15 protein-coding genes are annotated in these 17,367 nt (G+C 70.3%); 10 read left to right on the forward strand and 5 right to left on the reverse strand.

All coding sequences use genetic code 11. From position 1 onward, the window contains the following. Positions 1-2: 2 nt before the first annotated feature. On the forward strand, positions 3-563 hold the full coding sequence (locus tag ACRAQ3_RS15415) for a nucleotide exchange factor GrpE (RefSeq protein WP_085895172.1): 561 nt from the start codon (positions 3-5) through the stop codon (positions 561-563). A 97-nt stretch (positions 564-660) separates the two neighbouring features. On the opposite strand, the gene mutS is transcribed toward ACRAQ3_RS15415, so the two are convergent. Continuing rightward, positions 661-3,312, reverse strand: coding sequence for a DNA mismatch repair protein MutS (gene mutS / locus ACRAQ3_RS15420; protein WP_432255205.1), 2,652 nt, complete (start codon positions 3,310-3,312; stop codon positions 661-663). A gap of 144 nt (positions 3,313-3,456) precedes the next feature. Between mutS and ACRAQ3_RS15425 the strand changes: the two genes are divergently transcribed. The 9 genes from ACRAQ3_RS15425 to ACRAQ3_RS15465 all read left to right on the forward strand — a co-directional run bounded on the left by ACRAQ3_RS15425 (position 3,457) and on the right by ACRAQ3_RS15465 (position 14,110). After that, positions 3,457-5,718 (forward strand): NADP-dependent malic enzyme, encoded by a 2,262-nt coding sequence (locus tag ACRAQ3_RS15425; RefSeq protein ID WP_269397363.1) that lies wholly within the window; start codon positions 3,457-3,459, stop codon positions 5,716-5,718. Continuing rightward, on the forward strand, positions 5,715-6,587 hold the full coding sequence (locus ACRAQ3_RS15430) for a ribokinase (RefSeq protein WP_432255206.1): 873 nt from the start codon (positions 5,715-5,717) through the stop codon (positions 6,585-6,587). Before ACRAQ3_RS15425 ends, ACRAQ3_RS15430 begins: the two co-directional genes overlap by 4 nt. Positions 6,588-6,606: 19 nt before the next feature. After that, on the forward strand, positions 6,607-7,377 hold the full coding sequence (locus tag ACRAQ3_RS15435; protein WP_269397365.1) for a sulfite exporter TauE/SafE family protein: 771 nt from the start codon (positions 6,607-6,609) through the stop codon (positions 7,375-7,377). Positions 7,378-7,451: 74 nt separating this feature from the next. Then, entirely contained in the window at positions 7,452-8,240 is a 789-nt protein-coding gene (locus ACRAQ3_RS15440) for a hypothetical protein (RefSeq protein WP_432255207.1), read from the forward strand. 86 nt (positions 8,241-8,326) lie between these two features. Next, on the forward strand, positions 8,327-9,157 hold the full coding sequence (locus tag ACRAQ3_RS15445; protein ID WP_432255208.1) for a flagellar motor protein MotB: 831 nt from the start codon (positions 8,327-8,329) through the stop codon (positions 9,155-9,157). Between the two features lie 69 nt (positions 9,158-9,226). Next, positions 9,227-10,528: a flagellar hook protein FlgE gene (locus tag ACRAQ3_RS15450; protein ID WP_432255209.1), complete on the forward strand. Its 1,302-nt coding sequence runs from the start codon at positions 9,227-9,229 to the stop codon at positions 10,526-10,528. Positions 10,529-10,548: 20 nt separating this feature from the next. Then, positions 10,549-12,003 (forward strand): flagellar hook-associated protein FlgK, encoded by a 1,455-nt coding sequence (flgK, locus tag ACRAQ3_RS15455; protein WP_432255210.1) that lies wholly within the window; start codon positions 10,549-10,551, stop codon positions 12,001-12,003. Between the two features lie 2 nt (positions 12,004-12,005). Further along, a complete protein-coding gene (locus tag ACRAQ3_RS15460; protein WP_432255211.1) occupies positions 12,006-13,013 on the forward strand; it encodes a flagellin in 1,008 nt (335 codons plus the stop codon). Continuing rightward, entirely contained in the window at positions 13,010-14,110 is a 1,101-nt protein-coding gene (locus tag ACRAQ3_RS15465; protein WP_432255212.1) for a flagellar basal body P-ring protein FlgI, read from the forward strand. Before ACRAQ3_RS15460 ends, ACRAQ3_RS15465 begins: the two co-directional genes overlap by 4 nt. An 84-nt stretch (positions 14,111-14,194) precedes the next feature. Here the strand turns inward: ACRAQ3_RS15465 and fliP are convergent, their stop codons facing one another. Genes fliP through fliF form a run of 4 tightly spaced genes read right to left on the reverse strand, consistent with a single transcriptional unit; the run spans position 14,195 to position 17,325 of the window. Beyond that, a complete protein-coding gene (fliP, locus tag ACRAQ3_RS15470) occupies positions 14,195-14,920 on the reverse strand; it encodes a flagellar type III secretion system pore protein FliP (RefSeq protein WP_432255213.1) in 726 nt (241 codons plus the stop codon). Further along, entirely contained in the window at positions 14,917-15,204 is a 288-nt protein-coding gene (locus ACRAQ3_RS15475) for a FliM/FliN family flagellar motor switch protein (RefSeq protein ID WP_269397373.1), read from the reverse strand. The genes fliP and ACRAQ3_RS15475 overlap by 4 nt, the downstream gene beginning before the upstream one ends. Further along, on the reverse strand, positions 15,197-15,763 hold the full coding sequence (locus tag ACRAQ3_RS15480; protein WP_432255214.1) for a hypothetical protein: 567 nt from the start codon (positions 15,761-15,763) through the stop codon (positions 15,197-15,199). The genes ACRAQ3_RS15475 and ACRAQ3_RS15480 overlap by 8 nt, the downstream gene beginning before the upstream one ends. Further along, complete coding sequence (gene fliF / locus ACRAQ3_RS15485; protein WP_432255215.1) at positions 15,760-17,325, reverse strand: flagellar basal-body MS-ring/collar protein FliF; 1,566 nt, start codon at positions 17,323-17,325, stop codon at positions 15,760-15,762. Before fliF ends, ACRAQ3_RS15480 begins: the two co-directional genes overlap by 4 nt. Positions 17,326-17,367 lie beyond the last annotated feature (42 nt).

Below are 17,367 nucleotides of genomic sequence, written 5' to 3' on the forward strand. Positions count from 1 at the left end.
AGATGGCAGAGCAAGACGAACCGCGCAGCCTCGACGAGCTGGCCGCAGAGGTGGACGAGAACGGCGAAGTGAGCGCCGAGGCCGCCGAGGGCTCGGACGATCTCGAGATCCTCAAGCGCGAGCGCGACGAGATCCGCGACCGTTTCATCCGTGCGCTGGCCGATGCCGAGAACACCCGCAAGCGGGCGGAGCGCGATCGCCGCGAGGCCGAGAACTACGGCGGCTCCAAGCTCGCGCGCGACCTGCTGCCGGTGCATGACAACCTCTCACGCGCCCTCGACGCCATCGCCGAGGACCAGCGCGAGGCGCAAAAGGCGCTGATCGAGGGAATCGAGCTGACGATGCGCGAGCTGCTGAGCGTCTTCAAGAAGCACGGTATCCACCCGATTGACCCGAAGGTGGGCGACAAGTTCGACCCGCAGATGCATCAGGCGATGTTCGAGGCGCCGGTGCCCGGCACCAAGGCGGGTGAGATCATCCAGGTCGCGGCACAGGGCTTCCTGCTGCATGACCGGCTGCTGCGCCCGGCGCAGGTCGGCGTGTCTTCCTTTAAGGAAAGCTGAAATTTTCTCGGAACTTGTCCGGTCGACGCGGGTTGAAAGGGCAAGTTCGATTTGAAACGTGATCGAAGGCGTGGCCGATGGCCGCGCCTTTCTTTTTTCAGCGGTCCCGCGACGCGGGCAGCAGCCCGTGCAACTCGTAGACCAGTTCGAGCGCGGCGCGCGGCGTCAGCTCGTCGGGATGCAGTTCGCGCAGCCGCGCTTCCACCGCCGAGACCGCCGGCGCGGCGGGTTCCGGAGCGGCGCTCACGGCGGCAAAGAGCGGCAGATCGTCGATCAGCGCCTGCCGCCGCCCACCTCCTTCGCGTTCGCCCTGCTCCAGGGCCTGCAGCACCACCCGCGCCCGATCGACCACCGCCGCCGGAAGCCCCGCGAGCCGCGCCACCTGCACGCCGTAGCTGCGATCGGCACTGCCGCGCCGCACCTCGTGCAGGAAGATCACCTCGCCCTGCCATTCGCGCACCGCGACGGTCGCGGTCGCCACGCCGTCGAGCTTGGCGGCAAGCTGGGTCATCTCGTGGTAATGGGTGGCGAAGATGCCGCGGCAGCGGTTCACGTCGTGCAGATGCTCCAGCACCGCCCAGGCGATCGAGAGCCCGTCATAGGTGGCGGTGCCGCGCCCGATCTCGTCGAGGATGACCAAGGCGCGGTCGTCCGCCTGGTTCAGGATCGCCGCCGTTTCGACCATCTCGACCATGAAGGTGGAGCGGCCGCGCGCCAGGTCGTCGGAGGCGCCGACGCGGCTGAATATCTGGCTGACCAGACCGATATGGGCCGAGGCCGCGGGCACGTAGCTGCCGATTTGCGCCAGCACCGCGATCAGCGCGTTCTGCCGCAGGAAGGTCGATTTGCCCGCCATGTTCGGCCCCGTCAGCAGCCAGAGCGGCGCATCGCCGAGATCGCAGTCATTGCCGACGAAGGTCTCGCCAGCGCGGCGCAGCGCCTGCTCGACCACCGGGTGGCGACCGGATTCCACGTGAAACGCGCGGCTGTCATCGAGCTGCGGTCGGCACCAATCCGCGCCGCGCGCCAGATCGGCGAGACCGGCCGCGAGATCGATCTTGGACAGCGCCCGGGCCAGCTGCCCGAGCGGCGCGGCATGATCGAGAATGGCCGATTTCAGCCTGTCATAGACCCGTTTTTCAAGCTCCAGCGCGTGACCGCCCGCGTTCAGGATGCGGGTTTCGATCTCGTTCAGCTCCACGGTCGTGAACCGCACCTGGTTCGCAGTGGTCTGGCGATGAATGAACCGCTCGGAAAGCGGCGGCGCCAGCATCTTCGCGGCATGGGTGGCGGTGGTCTCGATGAAATAGCCCAGCACGTTGTTGTGCTTGATCTTCAGGCTCTGAACACCGGTTTCCGTAGCATATTGGGCCTGCATCGCGGCGATCACACCGCGCCCCTCGTCGCGCAACCGTCGCGCCGCGTCGAGATCGGCGTCATAGCCCGCCGCGACGAAGCCACCATCGCGCGCCAGAAGCGGCGGCTCGGCCACCAGCGCCTCGTCGAGTAGGGCATGCAGCGCCTCCTGTCCGCTCAGGCTACGCATCGCCTCGGCCAGCGGCCCGGGCAGGTCGCGCCCCTCGGCCAAGGCGGCGATCCGGTCTGCGACGTCGAGCGTGGCGCGGATCGCCGCCATGTCGCGCGGACCGCCTCGGTCGAGCGCGAGCCGCGACAGCGCCCGGTCGAGATCATGCGCGCCGCGAAGCGCCTCGCGCAGATCGCCGCGCAGCCGGTCCTCCTCGACCAGATGCGCCACCGCCTGCTGGCGCCCCGTGATGGTGTCAAGATTGCAGGAGGGCGAGGCCACCCGCCGCTCCAGCAGCCGGGCCCCGCCCGCCGTCACCGTGCGGTCGATCGCATGCAGCAGAGAGCCTTCGCGCCCGCCCTGCAGCGCGTGGGTCAGCTCCAGCGACCGGCGCGTAGCGGCATCGATCCGCATCGCCGACATCCGCGCCTCCTGATGCGGCGGGCGCAGCAGCGGCAGGTTCCCTTTCTGGGTCAGCTCCAGATATTCGACCAGCGCCGCCATCGCCGAGATCTCGGCACGCGAAAACGATCCGAAGGCATCGAGCGAGGCGACCTTCCAGAGGCCTGCCAGCCGCGCCGCGCCGCCGGCGCTGTCGAACGCCCCCCGGTGCAGCGGCGTCACCGCCAGATCGAATCCCGAGGTGACCTCCGACAAGCTCCGTTCGAGGCTTTCGTCGACCAAGAGCTCGCTCGGGGTCAGCCGCGCCAACTCCGGGCCCAGCGCCAGCCGGTCGCAGCCCAGCACCGAGATCGCGCCGGTCGAGATGTCGACCCATGCCAGGGCGCAGTCGTCGCGCAGCTCCGAGAATGCGGCGAGGAAGTTGTGCCGCCGCGCGTCCAGAAGGCTCTCCTCGGTCAGCGTGCCGGGGGTGACGAGCCGCACCACGTCGCGCTTCACCACCGATTTCGAGCCGCGCTTCTTGGCCTCGGCCGGGTCTTCGAGCTGCTCGGCGATGGCCACGCGAAACCCCTTGCGGATCAGCGTCAGCAAATAGCTTTCGGCGGCATGAACCGGGACGCCGCACATCGCGATGTCCTCGCCCATATGCTTGCCGCGCTTGGTCAGCGCGATGTCGAGCGCCTCGGCGGCGGCCACCGCGTCGTCGAAGAACATCTCGTAGAAATCGCCCATCCGGTAGAACAGCAGCGCGTCGGCATGCGCCGCCTTGATCTCCAGATACTGCGCCATCATCGGCGTCACGGTGCCGGCCTGCGTGTTCATGCGTCTCTCCCGGGGGTGCAGCGGCGCGACCCTAGCTTTTGCCGGCCCTGCGCGAAACCCCGCAGCCACGCTGACGCTAGGGCGTTGCGCCGCGCCGCAGCATCCCGCTATGCCTGTGCGTCCAAGGGACAGAAGGGACGAGCGATGGCCAAACCCCGTTTCACGCGCGAGGACGCGCTGAACTTCCACGAGGCCCCGAGCCCCGGCAAGTGGGAGGTGACGGCGACCGTCCCGATGACCACCCAGCGCGATCTGAGCCTCGCCTACAGCCCCGGCGTGGCGATCCCCTGCGAGGTGATCGCCGAGCAGCCCGAGACCGCCTATGACTATACCAACAAGGGCAATCTCGTCGCGGTGATCTCGAACGGCACCGCCGTGCTCGGGCTTGGCAATCTCGGCGCCTTGGCGTCGAAGCCGGTGATGGAGGGCAAGTCGGTGCTGTTCAAGCGCTTTGCCGACGTGAACTCGATCGATCTCGAACTCGACACCGAGGACCCGGACGCCTTCTGCAACGCGGTGCGTCTGATGGGCCCGTCCTTCGGTGGCATCAACCTCGAGGACATCAAGGCGCCCGAATGCTTCATCATCGAGCAGCGCCTCAAGGAAGAGATGGACATCCCCGTCTTCCATGACGACCAGCACGGCACCGCGGTGATCTGTGCCGCCGGGCTGATCAACGCGCTGCATATCTCGGGCAAGAAGATCGAGGATGTGCGGATCGTGCTGAACGGCGCGGGCGCGGCCGGGATCGCCTGCCTGGAGCTGCTCAAGGCGATGGGCGCGCAGCATGACAATTGCATCATGTGCGACACCAAGGGCGTGATCTGGAAGGGGCGCGCCGAGGGGATGAACCAGTGGAAGTCGGCCCACGCCGCCAACACATCCCTCAGGACGCTGGAAGAGGCGATGGACGGGGCCGACGTGTTCCTCGGCGTTTCGGCCAAGGGCGCGGTGACGCAGGCGATGGTCAGGTCGATGGCGCCGAACCCGGTGATCTTCGCCATGGCCAACCCCGACCCTGAGATCACGCCGGAGGAGGCGCACGAGGTGCGCGAGGACGCGATCGTGGCCACGGGGCGCTCGGACTATCCCAACCAGGTCAACAACGTTCTCGGTTTTCCCTACCTGTTCCGGGGCGCGCTCGACATCCATGCCCGCGCCATCAACGACGAGATGAAGATCGCCTGCGCCGAGGCGCTGGCCGAGCTGGCGCGCGAGGAGGTGCCCGACGAGGTGGCGCTGGCCTATGGCCAGAAGCTCAGCTTCGGGCGCGACTACATCATCCCGACGCCCTTCGATCCAAGACTGATCCACCGGATTCCGCCCGCCGTGGCCCGCGCCGGCATGGCCACCGGCGTGGCCCGGCGCAAGATCGAGGACATGGAGCATTACCAGCAGGCGCTGAAGGGCCGGATGGACCCCACGGCGAGCGTGCTGCGCGGCCTCAACGCCCGGGCGCGGGCGGCGCAGGCCACCATGATCTTCGCCGAGGGCGACGACCCGCGGGTGCTGCGCGCCGCCGTGCAGTACCAGCGTTCGGGCTTCGGCAAGGCCCTGGTGGTGGGGCGCAGCGACGACGTGGCCGAGAAGCTCGCTGCCGAGGGCATGGCCGAGGCGGCGGCCGAGCTGGAGGTGGTCAACGCCGCCAACACGCCGCATCTCGATACCTACAAGGCGTTTCTCTACGAGCGGCTGCAGCGCAAGGGCCACGACCAGCACGACATCCATCGCCTCGCCGGGCGCGACCGGCACGTCTTTGCCTCGCTGATGCTGGCGCATGGCCATGGCGACGGCATGATCACCGGCGCCACCCGTAAATCGGCGCATGTGATGGAACTGGTGAACCACGTCTTCGACGCGGGCCCGCATGACGGGGCGGTCGGCGTCTCGGTGGTGATGCATAACGGCCGGATCGTGCTGATCGCCGACACGCTCGTGCATGAGTGGCCCGACGAGGAGGATCTCGCCGACATCGCGACGCAGGGCGCGCAGGTGGCGCGCGAGCTGGGGCTCGAGCCGCGCGTGGCCTTCGTCAGCTTCTCGACCTTCGGCTATCCGGTTTCCGAGCGCGCGACCAAGATGCATGCCGCCGCAGGCGTTCTCGACGGGCGCAACGTCGATTTCGAATACGAGGGCGAGATGGCCGTCGACGTGGCGCTGAACCCCAAGGGGCAGGAGAACTATCCCTTCTCGCGGCTCACCGGCCCGGCCAACGTGCTGGTGGTCCCGGCGCGCCACTCGGCCTCGATCAGCGTGAAACTGATGCAGGAGATGGCCGGCGCCACGGTGATCGGCCCGATCCTGTCCGGCGTCGACAAGCCGATCCAGATCTGCTCGACCGTCTCGACCGTCAACGACATCGTCAACATGGCCGTCATGGCCGCCTGCAAGGCGCGCCGGGCATGACGATCTGGAATCTCGGCTCGATCAACGCCGATCACGTTTATGCCGTGCCGCATATCCCGACCCCGGGCGAGACACTGGCGGCGACCGCGCTGGATCACGGTCTTGGCGGCAAGGGCGCCAACATGTCGGTCGCGGCGGCGCGGGCCGGGGCGCGGGTGGCGCATCTGGGCGCGGTGGGGGACGATGGCGGCTGGATGATCGAGCGGCTCGAGGGCTACGGCGTCGATTGCACACACGTGCAGCGCCGCGAGGGATCGAGCGGCCATGCGATCATCGCCGTGGACGCGCAGGCCGAGAACGCGATCACGCTCTGGCCCGGTGCCAATCGCGAGATCGACCTCGACGCCGTGAAACAGGCTCTGGACGGGGCCGTCGCGGGCGATCTGCTGGTGATGCAGAACGAGACCAATGGCCAGGTCGAGGCGGCGGCGCAGGCCCGGGTATTGGGGCTGACCGTGGCCTATGCGGCGGCCCCCTTCGAGGCGGAAGCGGTGCGCGCGGTGATGCCGCATCTCGACCTTCTGGTTCTCAACGAAGTCGAGGCCCGCCAGCTTTCGGAGGCGCTGGGCGCCCCGGTGGAGAAGCTGCCGGTGCCGCATGTCGTGGTGACGCTGGGCGCGGCGGGCTGCGACTGGATCGAGACCGCGACGGGCGCGCGTCACCATGTCGATGCGCCCAAGGTCACGGCGGTCGACACCACCGGCGCCGGCGACACCTTCACCGGCTACCTGCTGGCCGGGCTCTCCGAGGGCCTGACGATGCCGCGGGCGCTCGAACTGGCCGCGCGGGCCGGGGCGCTCAAGGTCGGTCGCCACGGCGCGGCCGATGCGATCCCCTCGCGCGAGGAGGTCGAGGCGGCGCGTTTCTGAGGCCGCCGCCGGGACGAGCATGCAGGATTTCGTCTTCTCGGAGCCTTCGGCCCTGCTCGCGGGCTGCGTCGCGGTGGTGCTCGTCGGGCTCTCCAAGGGGGGCCTGGGCGGCGCGCTGGCGCTCTTGGGCGTACCGATCATGGCGCTGGCGATCCCGCCGGTGCAGGCGGCGGGTATCCTGCTGCCGATCCTTCTGGTGATGGACGCGATCAGTCTCTGGGCCTGGCGTGGCCAGTACCATATCGGCACGCTCAAGCGGATGCTGCCGGGGGCCGCGATCGGCATCGGCATCGGCTGGCTGACGGCGGCGCTGGTCTCGGACGCGGCGGTGCGGCTGATCGTCGGCGTGGTGGCGCTGGCCTTTTCGGCACGCTGGCTGCTGTCGGGCCATGCGCGCCGCGCCGCGCCCCGGTCCGAAAGCATCATGCGCGCTTCGCTCTGGGCCACGCTCGCGGGCTACACCAGTTTCGTCGCCCATGCGGGCGGTCCGCCGTACCAGGTCTACGCGATGCCGCTCCGGCTCGATCCGCGGCTCTATACCGGTACCAGCGTGATCTTCTTTGCCGTGGTGAACGCCATCAAGGTGATCCCCTACGCCTTTCTGGGGCAGTTCGACGCGGCCAATCTCACCGCGGCGGCCACCCTGCTGCCGCTCGCGGTCGCGGCGACGCTGGCGGGGGCCTTCGTGGTCCGCAGGATGCGGGCCGAGATCTTCTATCCGGTGATGTACGCCATGGTCGTCCTCGTCGGTCTCAAGCTGTGCTGGGACGGGCTCTCGGCTTTGCTCTGATGCGATTGGGGCTTTGACAGCCCCTCGTGGTCGGGCATGGTCCGCCTCCAACAGAGCTTCGAGGTGTTCGTTTCATGCAGTTGTCCGTCCGTTTCGAGAATACCCGCGATACCGGTTCCAACAGCGGCCCGGTCACGGTCGGCTGGTGCCTGAACGAGACCAAGGCCGGCATCATCTATGCCCCGCCGGAACGGGTGCGCTCGGTGGATCTCGACCGCAGCCATGCCAAATCGGCCTCGCGCTGCCCGGCGGTGATCAACCTCGAAAGCCGCCATTTCCTGATCCGCTGCCCCTTCGACATCCATATCGGCTTCGCCCGCGACGATAAGGGCAAGCCGGTGTTGAGGAACCTGAACGGCGCGGCGAGCACGATCCGCGCCAACAAGCTCGGCGACAAGCTGCATCTCGTCGGCGAGGCCGAATGGCGCCACCCCGGCGTGCCGACGCTCCAGCTCTCCCTGCCCTATCTGTTCCTGTGCGACGAGCCGGTGTACATGAGCCAGGTCGCGCCCTTCATGCATTACAGCCGCGAACCTTTGCCCGGCACGATCTTCGGTGGACGCTTTCCGATCAATGTCTGGCCGCGGCCGCTGATGTGGGCCTTCGAATGGCACGAGCCGCAAAAGCCGCTGAAGATCGCGCGCGGCGATCCGCTGTTCTATGCCTGTTTCGAAACCTTGCCGCAGGATCGCGGCGTGGCCATGGTCGAGGCGCAGCGCACGCCGGAACTGCTGGAATATCTCGAGCTGATCTCGGGCGCGGTGAACTACGTGAACCAGACCTTCTCGCTGTTCGAGGCGGCAGAGGCGCGCCGTCCCGAGACCCTGGTGACGCCGGTGGCCCGCAGGTCTCGGCAGGGATAGGCGTCGCGCCCCGGGGGCTACACCCGCGCTTAACCCCGGGGCGCTAGCATTCGGGCCTCGGGCCGCTCCGGCCCGGGGGGGAGCGCATGTCAGCACAGAACGCGCCGGTCGTCATCAAGCGCAAGAAGGTCGTCGCCGGCGGCGGCCATCACGGCGGCGCCTGGAAGGTGGCCTATGCCGATTTCGTCACCGCGATGATGGCCTTCTTCATGCTGATGTGGCTGCTCAACGCCACCACCGAGCAGCAGCGCAAGGGGCTGGCCGACTACTTCGCCCCGACCATCGCGATCAGCCGCACCTCGGGCGGCGGTGACAAGGTGCTCGCGGGCGATTCCCTGTCCAGCAGCGAACGGCTCAGCGCCTCCGGCGTCGATGGGGGGAGTCCCGCGGCCCTGCCGCCTCTCGCCGACGACCCGCCACGACCGCCGGGCGAGGGTGCCGCCCTCGCCGAGGTGGCGGCGCTGCGCGACATCGAGGAGGTGCTGCTCGGCCGCGGTGGCGAAAGCCTCGTCGCGCGCGAGGCGCTGCGCCACGTGGTGACGCGGCTGACCGACGAGGGGCTGGTGATCGAGATCTTCGCGCGCCCGGGCGCGCCGATCTTCGCCCCCGGCGAGACCGCGCCGCTGCCGGTCACGACCCTGCTTCTGGGGCTCGTGGCGCAGGCTGCCTCCCTGGTCGAGAACCCGGTCGCCGTGGCGGCGCATCTGGCCGCGCGGCCGGTGGTGCTGGCCGACAACCCGGTCTGGCGCCTGTCCTCGGGCCGGGCCGAGGCGGCGCGCGCGGGGCTGGTCGCGGCCGGGCTCGCCCCCGCGCGGATGCGTCGCGTCACGGGTCTTGGCGACCGCGACCCCTCGGCCGAGGGGCCCGCCGCGCCGCGCAGCGATCGGCTCGAGATCACGCTGCTGCGCCGCCATTAGCGCCGCCTTAAGCCCGGCGCTGTAGGTCGGAAAGGGACAGGCTCCACCCGTTTCACCGGAAAGGTCACCATGACGATCTCCTCCTCTCTCAGCGCCGGCGTCTCCGGTCTCGCGGCCAATGCCCACCGGTTGGCGACGATCTCCGACAACATCGCCAACTCGGCCACGTTCGGCTATCGCCGCGCCACCACCGATTTCCATTCTCTGATGATGGGCAGCGGGCCGGGCCGCTACGTGGCGGGCGGGGTGGCGACCACGTCGCAGCGGCTGGTCGACGAAAGCGGCGCGCTCTCTTCGACATCGAACCCCACCGATCTCGCGGTGCGCGGCCGCGGCTTCCTGCCGGTCAGCGCCACCGCGATCATCGGCGGCGACGATGCGGATTTCCGGCTCGCCACCACCGGCTCGTTCCGCGCCGACGAGGAGGGCTACCTGCGCACGCCGGACGGGCAGACGCTGCTGGGCTGGCCCGCCGGGCTCGACGGGACGATCGGCACCTTTCCACGCGACACGATCGGCGGGCTGCAGCCGGTGCGCGTGCCCGCCGGGCAGCTCTCGGGCATTCCCACCACCGAGGTGACGCTCGCGGTCAACCTGCCCGCCACCTCGACGCAGGACGGCGCCGAGGGCCTGCCAGAGGAGCTGACGGTCGAGTATTACGACAATCTCGGCACCACGCAGCAGCTCGGCCTGACCTTCACGCCGAGCCTGCCGGCGGCGGGCGGCGCGCCGACGAACGAATGGGTGATGCAGATCACCGACGGCGCCGCAGGCGATACGCTTGTGGGCGAATACACCCTTACCTTCGAGGACAGCCGCGAGGCGGGCGGGGCGCTTCTCTCTGCCACGGCGACGCTGGGCGGCGACTACGATCCCGAAACCGGTGCCTTCGAGATCGAGGTGGCGGGCGGACCGATCTCGGTGAATATCGGCGCGGGAGACGTCTCCGGCGGGTTGTCGCAGCTCGCGGCGCTGTTCTCGCCCCTGACGATCAGCCGCGACGGCGCCGCCACCGGCAACATGACCTCCGTCGAGGTCGATCCCGGCGGCTTCGTCCATGCCTATTATGACAATGGCGCGAGCCGCCGCATCTATCAGGTCCCGCTCGTCGACGTGCCCAATCCCAACGGGCTCGAAACCCATGACGGCCAGTCCTACACCCTGACCCGCGACAGCGGCGACATGCTGCTGTGGAACGCGGGCGACGGCCCCACCGGGGACATCGTCGGCTTCGCGCGCGAGGAATCGACCGTCGACGTCGCCTCCGAACTGACCCAGCTGATCCAGACCCAGCGCGCCTATTCCACCAATGCCAAGGTCATCCAGACCGTCGATGAAATGCTGCAGGAAACCACCAATCTCAAGCGCTGATCCGAAAGGAGGTACCAGTCATGGGCCTGTCCTATTCGCTGTCCAACGCGCTGAGCGGGCTGACCGCCAGCGCCCGCATGGCCGAAACCGTGTCCTCGAACCTCGCCAACGCGATGACCGAGGGCTACGCCCCGCGCGAGACCGTGCTCTCGGCCCGCGCCGTGGGCGGGCGCGGGGCCGGGGTGCGGGTCGAAGCCGTGGTGCGGCAGCTCGATCGGGCGCTGCTCGCCGACCGGCGCCGGGCCGATGCGGGGCTCTCGGCCGACCGCGCCACCTCCACGGCGCTGTCGCGCCTCGAGACGCGGCTCGGCGCGATCGGCGAGGCGGATTCTCTGCCGGGCCGGATCGACGCGCTGAACACGGCGCTGATCTCGGCCTCTGCCGATCCCGGCTCCGATCTCAGGCTCTCCAACGTGCTCACGGCGCTCGACGGGCTCACCGGCGCGCTGAACGACGGCAGCGCCGCGATCTCGGAGATGCGGGCCGAGGCGGATGGCGACATCGCCGCGCAGGTCGCCGCTCTCAATCAGGGCCTGTCCCGCGTGGAACGGCTCAATACCGACATCGCCCGTGCCCGCGGTACTGGCAGCGATCCGGCGGCCCTGATCGATCAGCGGCAGGTGGTGATCGACGCCCTGTCCGAAATCGTGCCGCTGCGCGAGATGGCGCGTCCGGCGGGGCAGGTGGCGCTGATCTCGGCGCAGGGGGTGATGCTGATCGACGGCCGCGCCGCCGAGTTCGGCTTTACCCCCACGCCGCTGATCACCCCCGAAATGAGCTTTGCCGGCGGCGCGCTCTCCGGTCTCACGCGGAATGGCGAGCCGGTCGCGCGCAGCGAGGCGGATGGCTTCGGACGGACGGGGGGCGGCGGGCTCGGCGCCGCGTTCGCGCTGCGCGACACGGTCCTCCCCGCGGCGCAGGCGGGGCTCGACGCGCTGGCACGCGACCTGATCGCCCGGTTCGAGACGGCGGCGGCCGATCCCGGTCGCGGCGCCGGGCAGGCCGGGCTTCTGACCGAGGCGGGCGGTACGCTCGACCCCGGGGGCGGGGCAGGGCTTGCCGGACGCATCGCGGTCAACGCGGCCGTCGATCCCGCACGGGGCGGCGCGCTGTGGCGTCTGCGCGGCGGGGTCGGCGCGACGGCGCCGGGCCTTACGGGTGACGCCGCGCAGATCGGTCGCTGGCTCGATGCGCTGGCCGCGCCGCGCCTCTCGAACGGCGAGGGCAGCAGCGCCGGCGCGGCCACCCATGCCGCGCGTTTCACGGCCCGGATCGGCGCCGACAGGCTCGGGGCCGAGGAGGTGCTGGGCTTCGCCCAAGCCAGGCGCGACAGCTTGCACGCGGCCGAACTGGCCGGCGGTGTCGACAGCGACCAGCAGATGCAGCGCCTGCTGCGCATCGAGGAAAGCTATGCGGCCAATGCCCGCGTGATGCAGGTGGTGCAATCCATGATCCACCGCCTGATGGAGATCTGACCATGAGCCTCACCTCGCTTGGCGACGGCAGCCGCCATTTCCTGATGCGCAACCAGGGCGTCGCGCTGCGCCACAGGCTCGACGGCCTGGTCTCGGCGCTGTCCTCGGGTCGCGCCACCGATCCCGTCGCGGCAATGGGCCGCGACGTGACCCGCCTCGCCACCACGCGCAGTGCCCATGGCGCGACCGAGGCCTATGGCCGCGCCGCCGCCGAAACCGGTCAGCGGCTCGCATTGATGCAGACCACGCTCGGGGAGTTGGACGGGCTGCGCGAGGCGCTCGCGGAGCAACTCGTCCTGGTGGGCGAAACCAGCAGCGATGGCGTGCTCTCCAATATGGGCCGTTCGGCGGAGCAGGGTTTCGAGGCTGTCGTCTCCGCCTTGAACCGGCGCATGGGCGGCACCGCGCTTTTCGCCGGGCGCGACGGCGACGCGACCGCGCTGACCCCGCCCGGCGAGATGCTAGACGCGATCCGCGCGACCCTGCCGCCGCAGCCGGGTGCCGAGGCCCTGCGCATCGCGGTGTCGGACTGGTTCGACACGCCGGAGGGCGGGTTCGAAAGCGCAGGCTATCTCGGCGATGCCGAGGGTCATGCGACGCCACGGGTCGGCGCGGGCGTGACGGTGACGCTCGCGGCCCGGGCCGACGATCCGGCGCCGCGTACGGTGATGAAGGCGCTGGCGCTCGCAACGCTGGCGGGCGAGGCCGAAGCGATGGGCGGCGCGGCGCGCGGGGCGCTGATCCGCGAGGCCGGCACCATGCTGCTCTCGGCCGCCTCCGGGATGACCGAAACCCGGGCGGCGCTGGGCGCCGCCGAGGCCACGGTCGAGGCGACATCCACGCGCCACGCCGCCCGTGCCACGGCGCTCGGCCTGATGCAGAACCGGATGACCGCCGCCGATCCCTATGCGACGGCGACCGCGCTGCAGGAGATCCAGACCCAGCTCGAGACCCATTACATGCTCACGGCGCGGCTCTCGGAGCTGTCGCTGACCCGGTATCTGAGATGAGGGCGCTGCTCATCGCGGCGCTCCTGGGCTGCGGCGCCTTACCGGCGACGGCGGCGCCGGTGCGGCTCAAGGATCTGGTGGAGTTCGACGGCGTGCGCGAGAACGACCTCGTGGGCTATGGGCTCGTGGTCGGGCTTGCAGGGACAGGCGACGGGCTGCGCAACGCGCCCTTCACCGAAGAGATCATGACCAACATTCTCGAGCGGCTCGGGGTCAACGTGTCGGGCGAGCAGTTCCGGCCCCGCAACGTCGCCGCCGTGATGGTCACGGCGAGCCTGCCACCCTTCGCGCGCGCGGGCTCGCCGATCGACGTGACGGTGAGCGCGATCGGAGACGCTTCGTCGCTCTTGGGCGGCACGCTGGTGATGACGCCGCTCAACGCGGCCGATGGCGACATCTATGCCGTGGCGCAGGGCACGATCATCGCTGGCGGCGTCACCGCCGAAGGCGAGGCTGCCCGGGTGACGCAGGGCGTGCCCACGGCGGGGGTGATTCCGGCGGGTGCCAAGGTGGAGCGCGAGGTGGCCTTCGACTTCGGCAACTTGTCCGAGCTGCGCCTGGCGCTGCGCAGTCCCGATTTCACCACCGCAGGCCGTATCGAGCGGGCGATCAACGCCGAGTTCGGTCGCGCGGTGGCGCTGATGACCGATGCCGGCACGGTGCGGCTCGATATCGCGGGCATGAACATGCCGACGACCGCCCATGCGCTGGGCCGGATCGAAAACGTGCTGGTGGAGCCCGAGATCCGGGCCCGGGTGGTGGTGGATCAACGCTCCGGCACCATCGTGATGGGAGAGGATGTGCGGATTTCCCGCGTCGCGGTGAGCCAGGGCAACCTGACGCTCTCGGTCGAGGAGGCCCCGGTGGTGGTCCAGCCGAACCCGTTCTCCCCCGGCGAGACGGTCGTGGTGCCGCGCAGCGAGGCCGAGATCCGGCAGGAGCCGGGGATCGGACTGGCCGAGGTGGCGGGCGGCACCTCCCTGTCGCAGCTCGTCGCCGGGCTCAACGCGCTGGGCGTGGCGCCACATGACATGATCGACATTCTCAAGAGCATTCGCGCCGCGGGCGCGCTGCATGCGGAGTTCATCGTCCGCTAGGGCGGAAGTGGCAGAGCATGATACAGGGCCCCAAAAGGCCCGATCTAGGGTCTCAGATCGATGCCGAGGTGGCAGTGCAGGCGATCACTGATAGCTGCGCACCAGGCTTCCCGCGACGAGGCTCCAGCCATCGGCCACCACGAAGAACGCCAGCTTGAAGGGCATCGAGACGATGGCCGGCGGCACCATCATCATGCCCATCGACATCAGCACCGCCGCCACCACCAGGTCGATGATCAGGAACGGCAGGAAGATCAGGAAACCGATCTGGAACGCCCGCTCGATCTCGGACAGCAGGAAAGCGGGGACGAGCAGCGAAAGCGGCGCGTCGCCGGTCCCGCGCGGGGCCTCCGTGGCAGGGCGCAGCGCCGCCAGTTCGGCGAACGTATCCGGCATGGTCCGGTTCGCCATGAAGCCGCGAAACGGATCGATGGCGCGGGGCAGGGCGGTCTCCAGCGCCACGCCCTCGTTCAGATAGGGGCGCACGCCCTGCTCCCATGCGGCGGAGAAGACCGGGTCCATCACGAACCATGTCAGGAACAGCGCCAGACTGACGATCAGCATGTTGGGCGGCGATTGCTGCAGCCCGATCGCCTGCCGCAGGATCGACAGCACCGTGACGATGAAGGGAAAGCAGGTGACCATGATCGCGAGCCCCGGCGCGAGGCCGAGCAGCGTCACGAGGGCGATGAGCTGGATCGACCGCGCCGCGAGCGAGCGGTCGTCGCCCAGATCAAGCGACAGCTCCTGCGCCGCAACCGGTCCCGCCGCGAGCAACAGCAGGAACGCCGCGGCGAGAAGCGGCCTCACGTCAGGTCGCCGCCGGCGCCCGCCACCTCGGTCAGCCGCACCGCCAGCTGACCCGGCTCACCGCCCTGCACCTCTTCCAGCGTGCCGCGCGCGATCAGGCGACCGCCGACGAACAGCTCCACCGGGTCGTCGAGCTTGCGATCGAGCGGCAGCACCGCGTTCTGGCCCAGCGCCAGCAAGGTACCGAGGCTTGGCCGGGCGCGACCGACCGAGACGGTGATCTCGACCGGGATCGCGTGCAGCGGATGCGTCGGGGGTCGGACGGAAACGGCGGGCTCATCCATGTCTCAACTTCTCCTTCTTGGGCGCGCACAGGGCCGACAGGGCCTCTCGCGCGGTGTCGAGCATCGCCCCCGTATCGAGATGTGTCTCGAAGGACGGCCCGCGGATCGCCGCCTCGCCGGGGCCGAGCCGGGGATCGGGGCAGGGCGTGAGCCAGTCGCAGCCCATCGCGTCGAGCAACGGCCGAACCGTGTCGATCTCCGCCTCGGGGAGGTACAGCTCCAGCGGCGCCGCGAGATCGGCCTGAAGTGCCTCCATCAGGGCCGCGCGCAGCTGGACCGCAGCCACGGTCTCGGCCAGGCCGGGCAGCAGCCGGTCCAGCATCGTCTCGAACAAGGGCTCCAGCCCCGAAAGCAGCCCCAGGCGTGCCTCGGCATGGGCAAAGGCCATGTCCTCGATCCGCGCCACCAGCCGCTCCGACAGCGCGGCCGCCTCCAGCCGCTGTGCCTCCCGCCCGGCGTCGAAGCCCGCGTCATGGCCCGCCTGCCATTCGGGGCCGGGCCCCTCCGGCTCGATCGGCGTGGCGTCGAAGCTCTCGAACAGAAGCGGCCGGGGGGTCATGGCGAGCGCTCCGTCTCGTCGCTCTCTTCGACCCAGCTCTGCAGGATCTGGATCGTGTCATCCTGTCGTTCATCGATCAGCCGGCGCAGCCGGTCGAGCGGATCGAGCTCGGTTTCGGTCTCATCCATCGGGCCGAGACGCGTGGCACCGGGCGGGGCCACGGCCGCGGGCAACACCTCCTGCCCCGGCGCGGCCATCGCCGGCAACAGCGCCTCGGCGGATCCGGCCGCGGCGGCGCGACCGGAGGCCAGGATCGGGCGCAGCACGAACAGCCCGAGGATCAGCGCCACCGCGGCGAGAACGCCGGTCTGGATCAGCATGCGCGGGTCCAGCGGCGGCCCGGCGGGCAGGTCGAGCGCCGCGGTGCCGGGCGCCGCCGCCGGTTCGAAGGCGAGCGAGCGCAGCGTCAGCACGTCGCCCCGCGCCGGGTCGAGCCCCACCGCCGAGGCGACCAGTGCCTCGAGCGCGGCCAGCTCGTCCTCGGAGCGCGGCACCCGGCTCACCGTGCCGTCCTCGGCCGTCCCCTCGGCGTCGTTCACCAGCACCGCGACCGAGAGCCTGCGGATCGCCCCGGGGGCGCGCAGCACCTCGCGGCTGGTCTCCGACACCTCGTAATTGGTCAGCGCCCGGCTTTCGGAGCCTTCGCTGCTTCGGCCCTCCTCGGCCGCGTCGCCATCGGGAAGGTTCGAGGCGACGGTGACCGCGCCGCCGCCGCCCGAGGCGCTGTCCTTGCGCTCCTCGGTCTCGGTCGAGATGGCGACGCGGCTCTCGGGGTCGATCCGCCGCTCGCTGATCTGCTCCTGCTCGGTGACGGTCTCGACGCTGACCTCGACCACGGCGTTGCCGGGTCCGACCCGGGCCGCGAGCATCCGCTCGGCCCGGGCGCGCAGCGCCTCGGCGCGGCTGTCGGCATCGCGACTCTCGTCCGAGGACCGCGCGAGCCGCCCGCCCGCCGCGTCGATCACCGCGACGTCCCGCGCCGCCAGGCCGGGCACCGCCGAGGCGACGAGATGGCGCAGCGCCTCGGCCTGTTCCGCCGCGAGGGCGCCGGAGGCGGTGCCCACGGTGACCGCCGCGCCGGCCTCCGCCGCGCGGGCAAACGGGCCACTGTCGCGGCGCGCGATATGCACCCGGGCGCTGGTGATGCCGGGCACGGCGAGGATCGTGCGCGCCAGTTCGCCCTCCTTGGCGCGCCAGTAGGCGGCATCGAACATCTGGCTGGTGGTGCCGAAGCCGGACAGCCCGTCGAGCAGCTCGTAGCCCGCGCCGCCGGCCGTTGGCAGCCCCTCCGCCGCCAGCGACATGCGCAGCGAATCGCGCTCCGATCGCGGCACCCAGATCGCCGGGCCGCGCACCTCGTGGGGGATGCCGCGCGCTTCGAGCGCGGTCACCACCTCACCCGCCGCGGCCGGTTCGAGCCCCGCATAGAGGAGCGCCATCGGCCCCGGGCCGGGGCCGCGCGCCAAGGCGATCACCGCCGCGAAGACGGCGAGCCCGGCAAGCGCCGCCACGAGGCGGCGTTTCTTGTCGAGGCGCGACCAGGCGGTGAGGACGTTGGCCAAGGGCAGGGCTCCGATGCGGGGCGGCGACTGCCGCGTGTCCCC

Origin of the sequence: Limimaricola sp. AA108-03 (assembly GCF_050847355.1) — a bacterium.
Classification (GTDB): Bacteria; Pseudomonadota; Alphaproteobacteria; order Rhodobacterales; family Rhodobacteraceae; genus Limimaricola.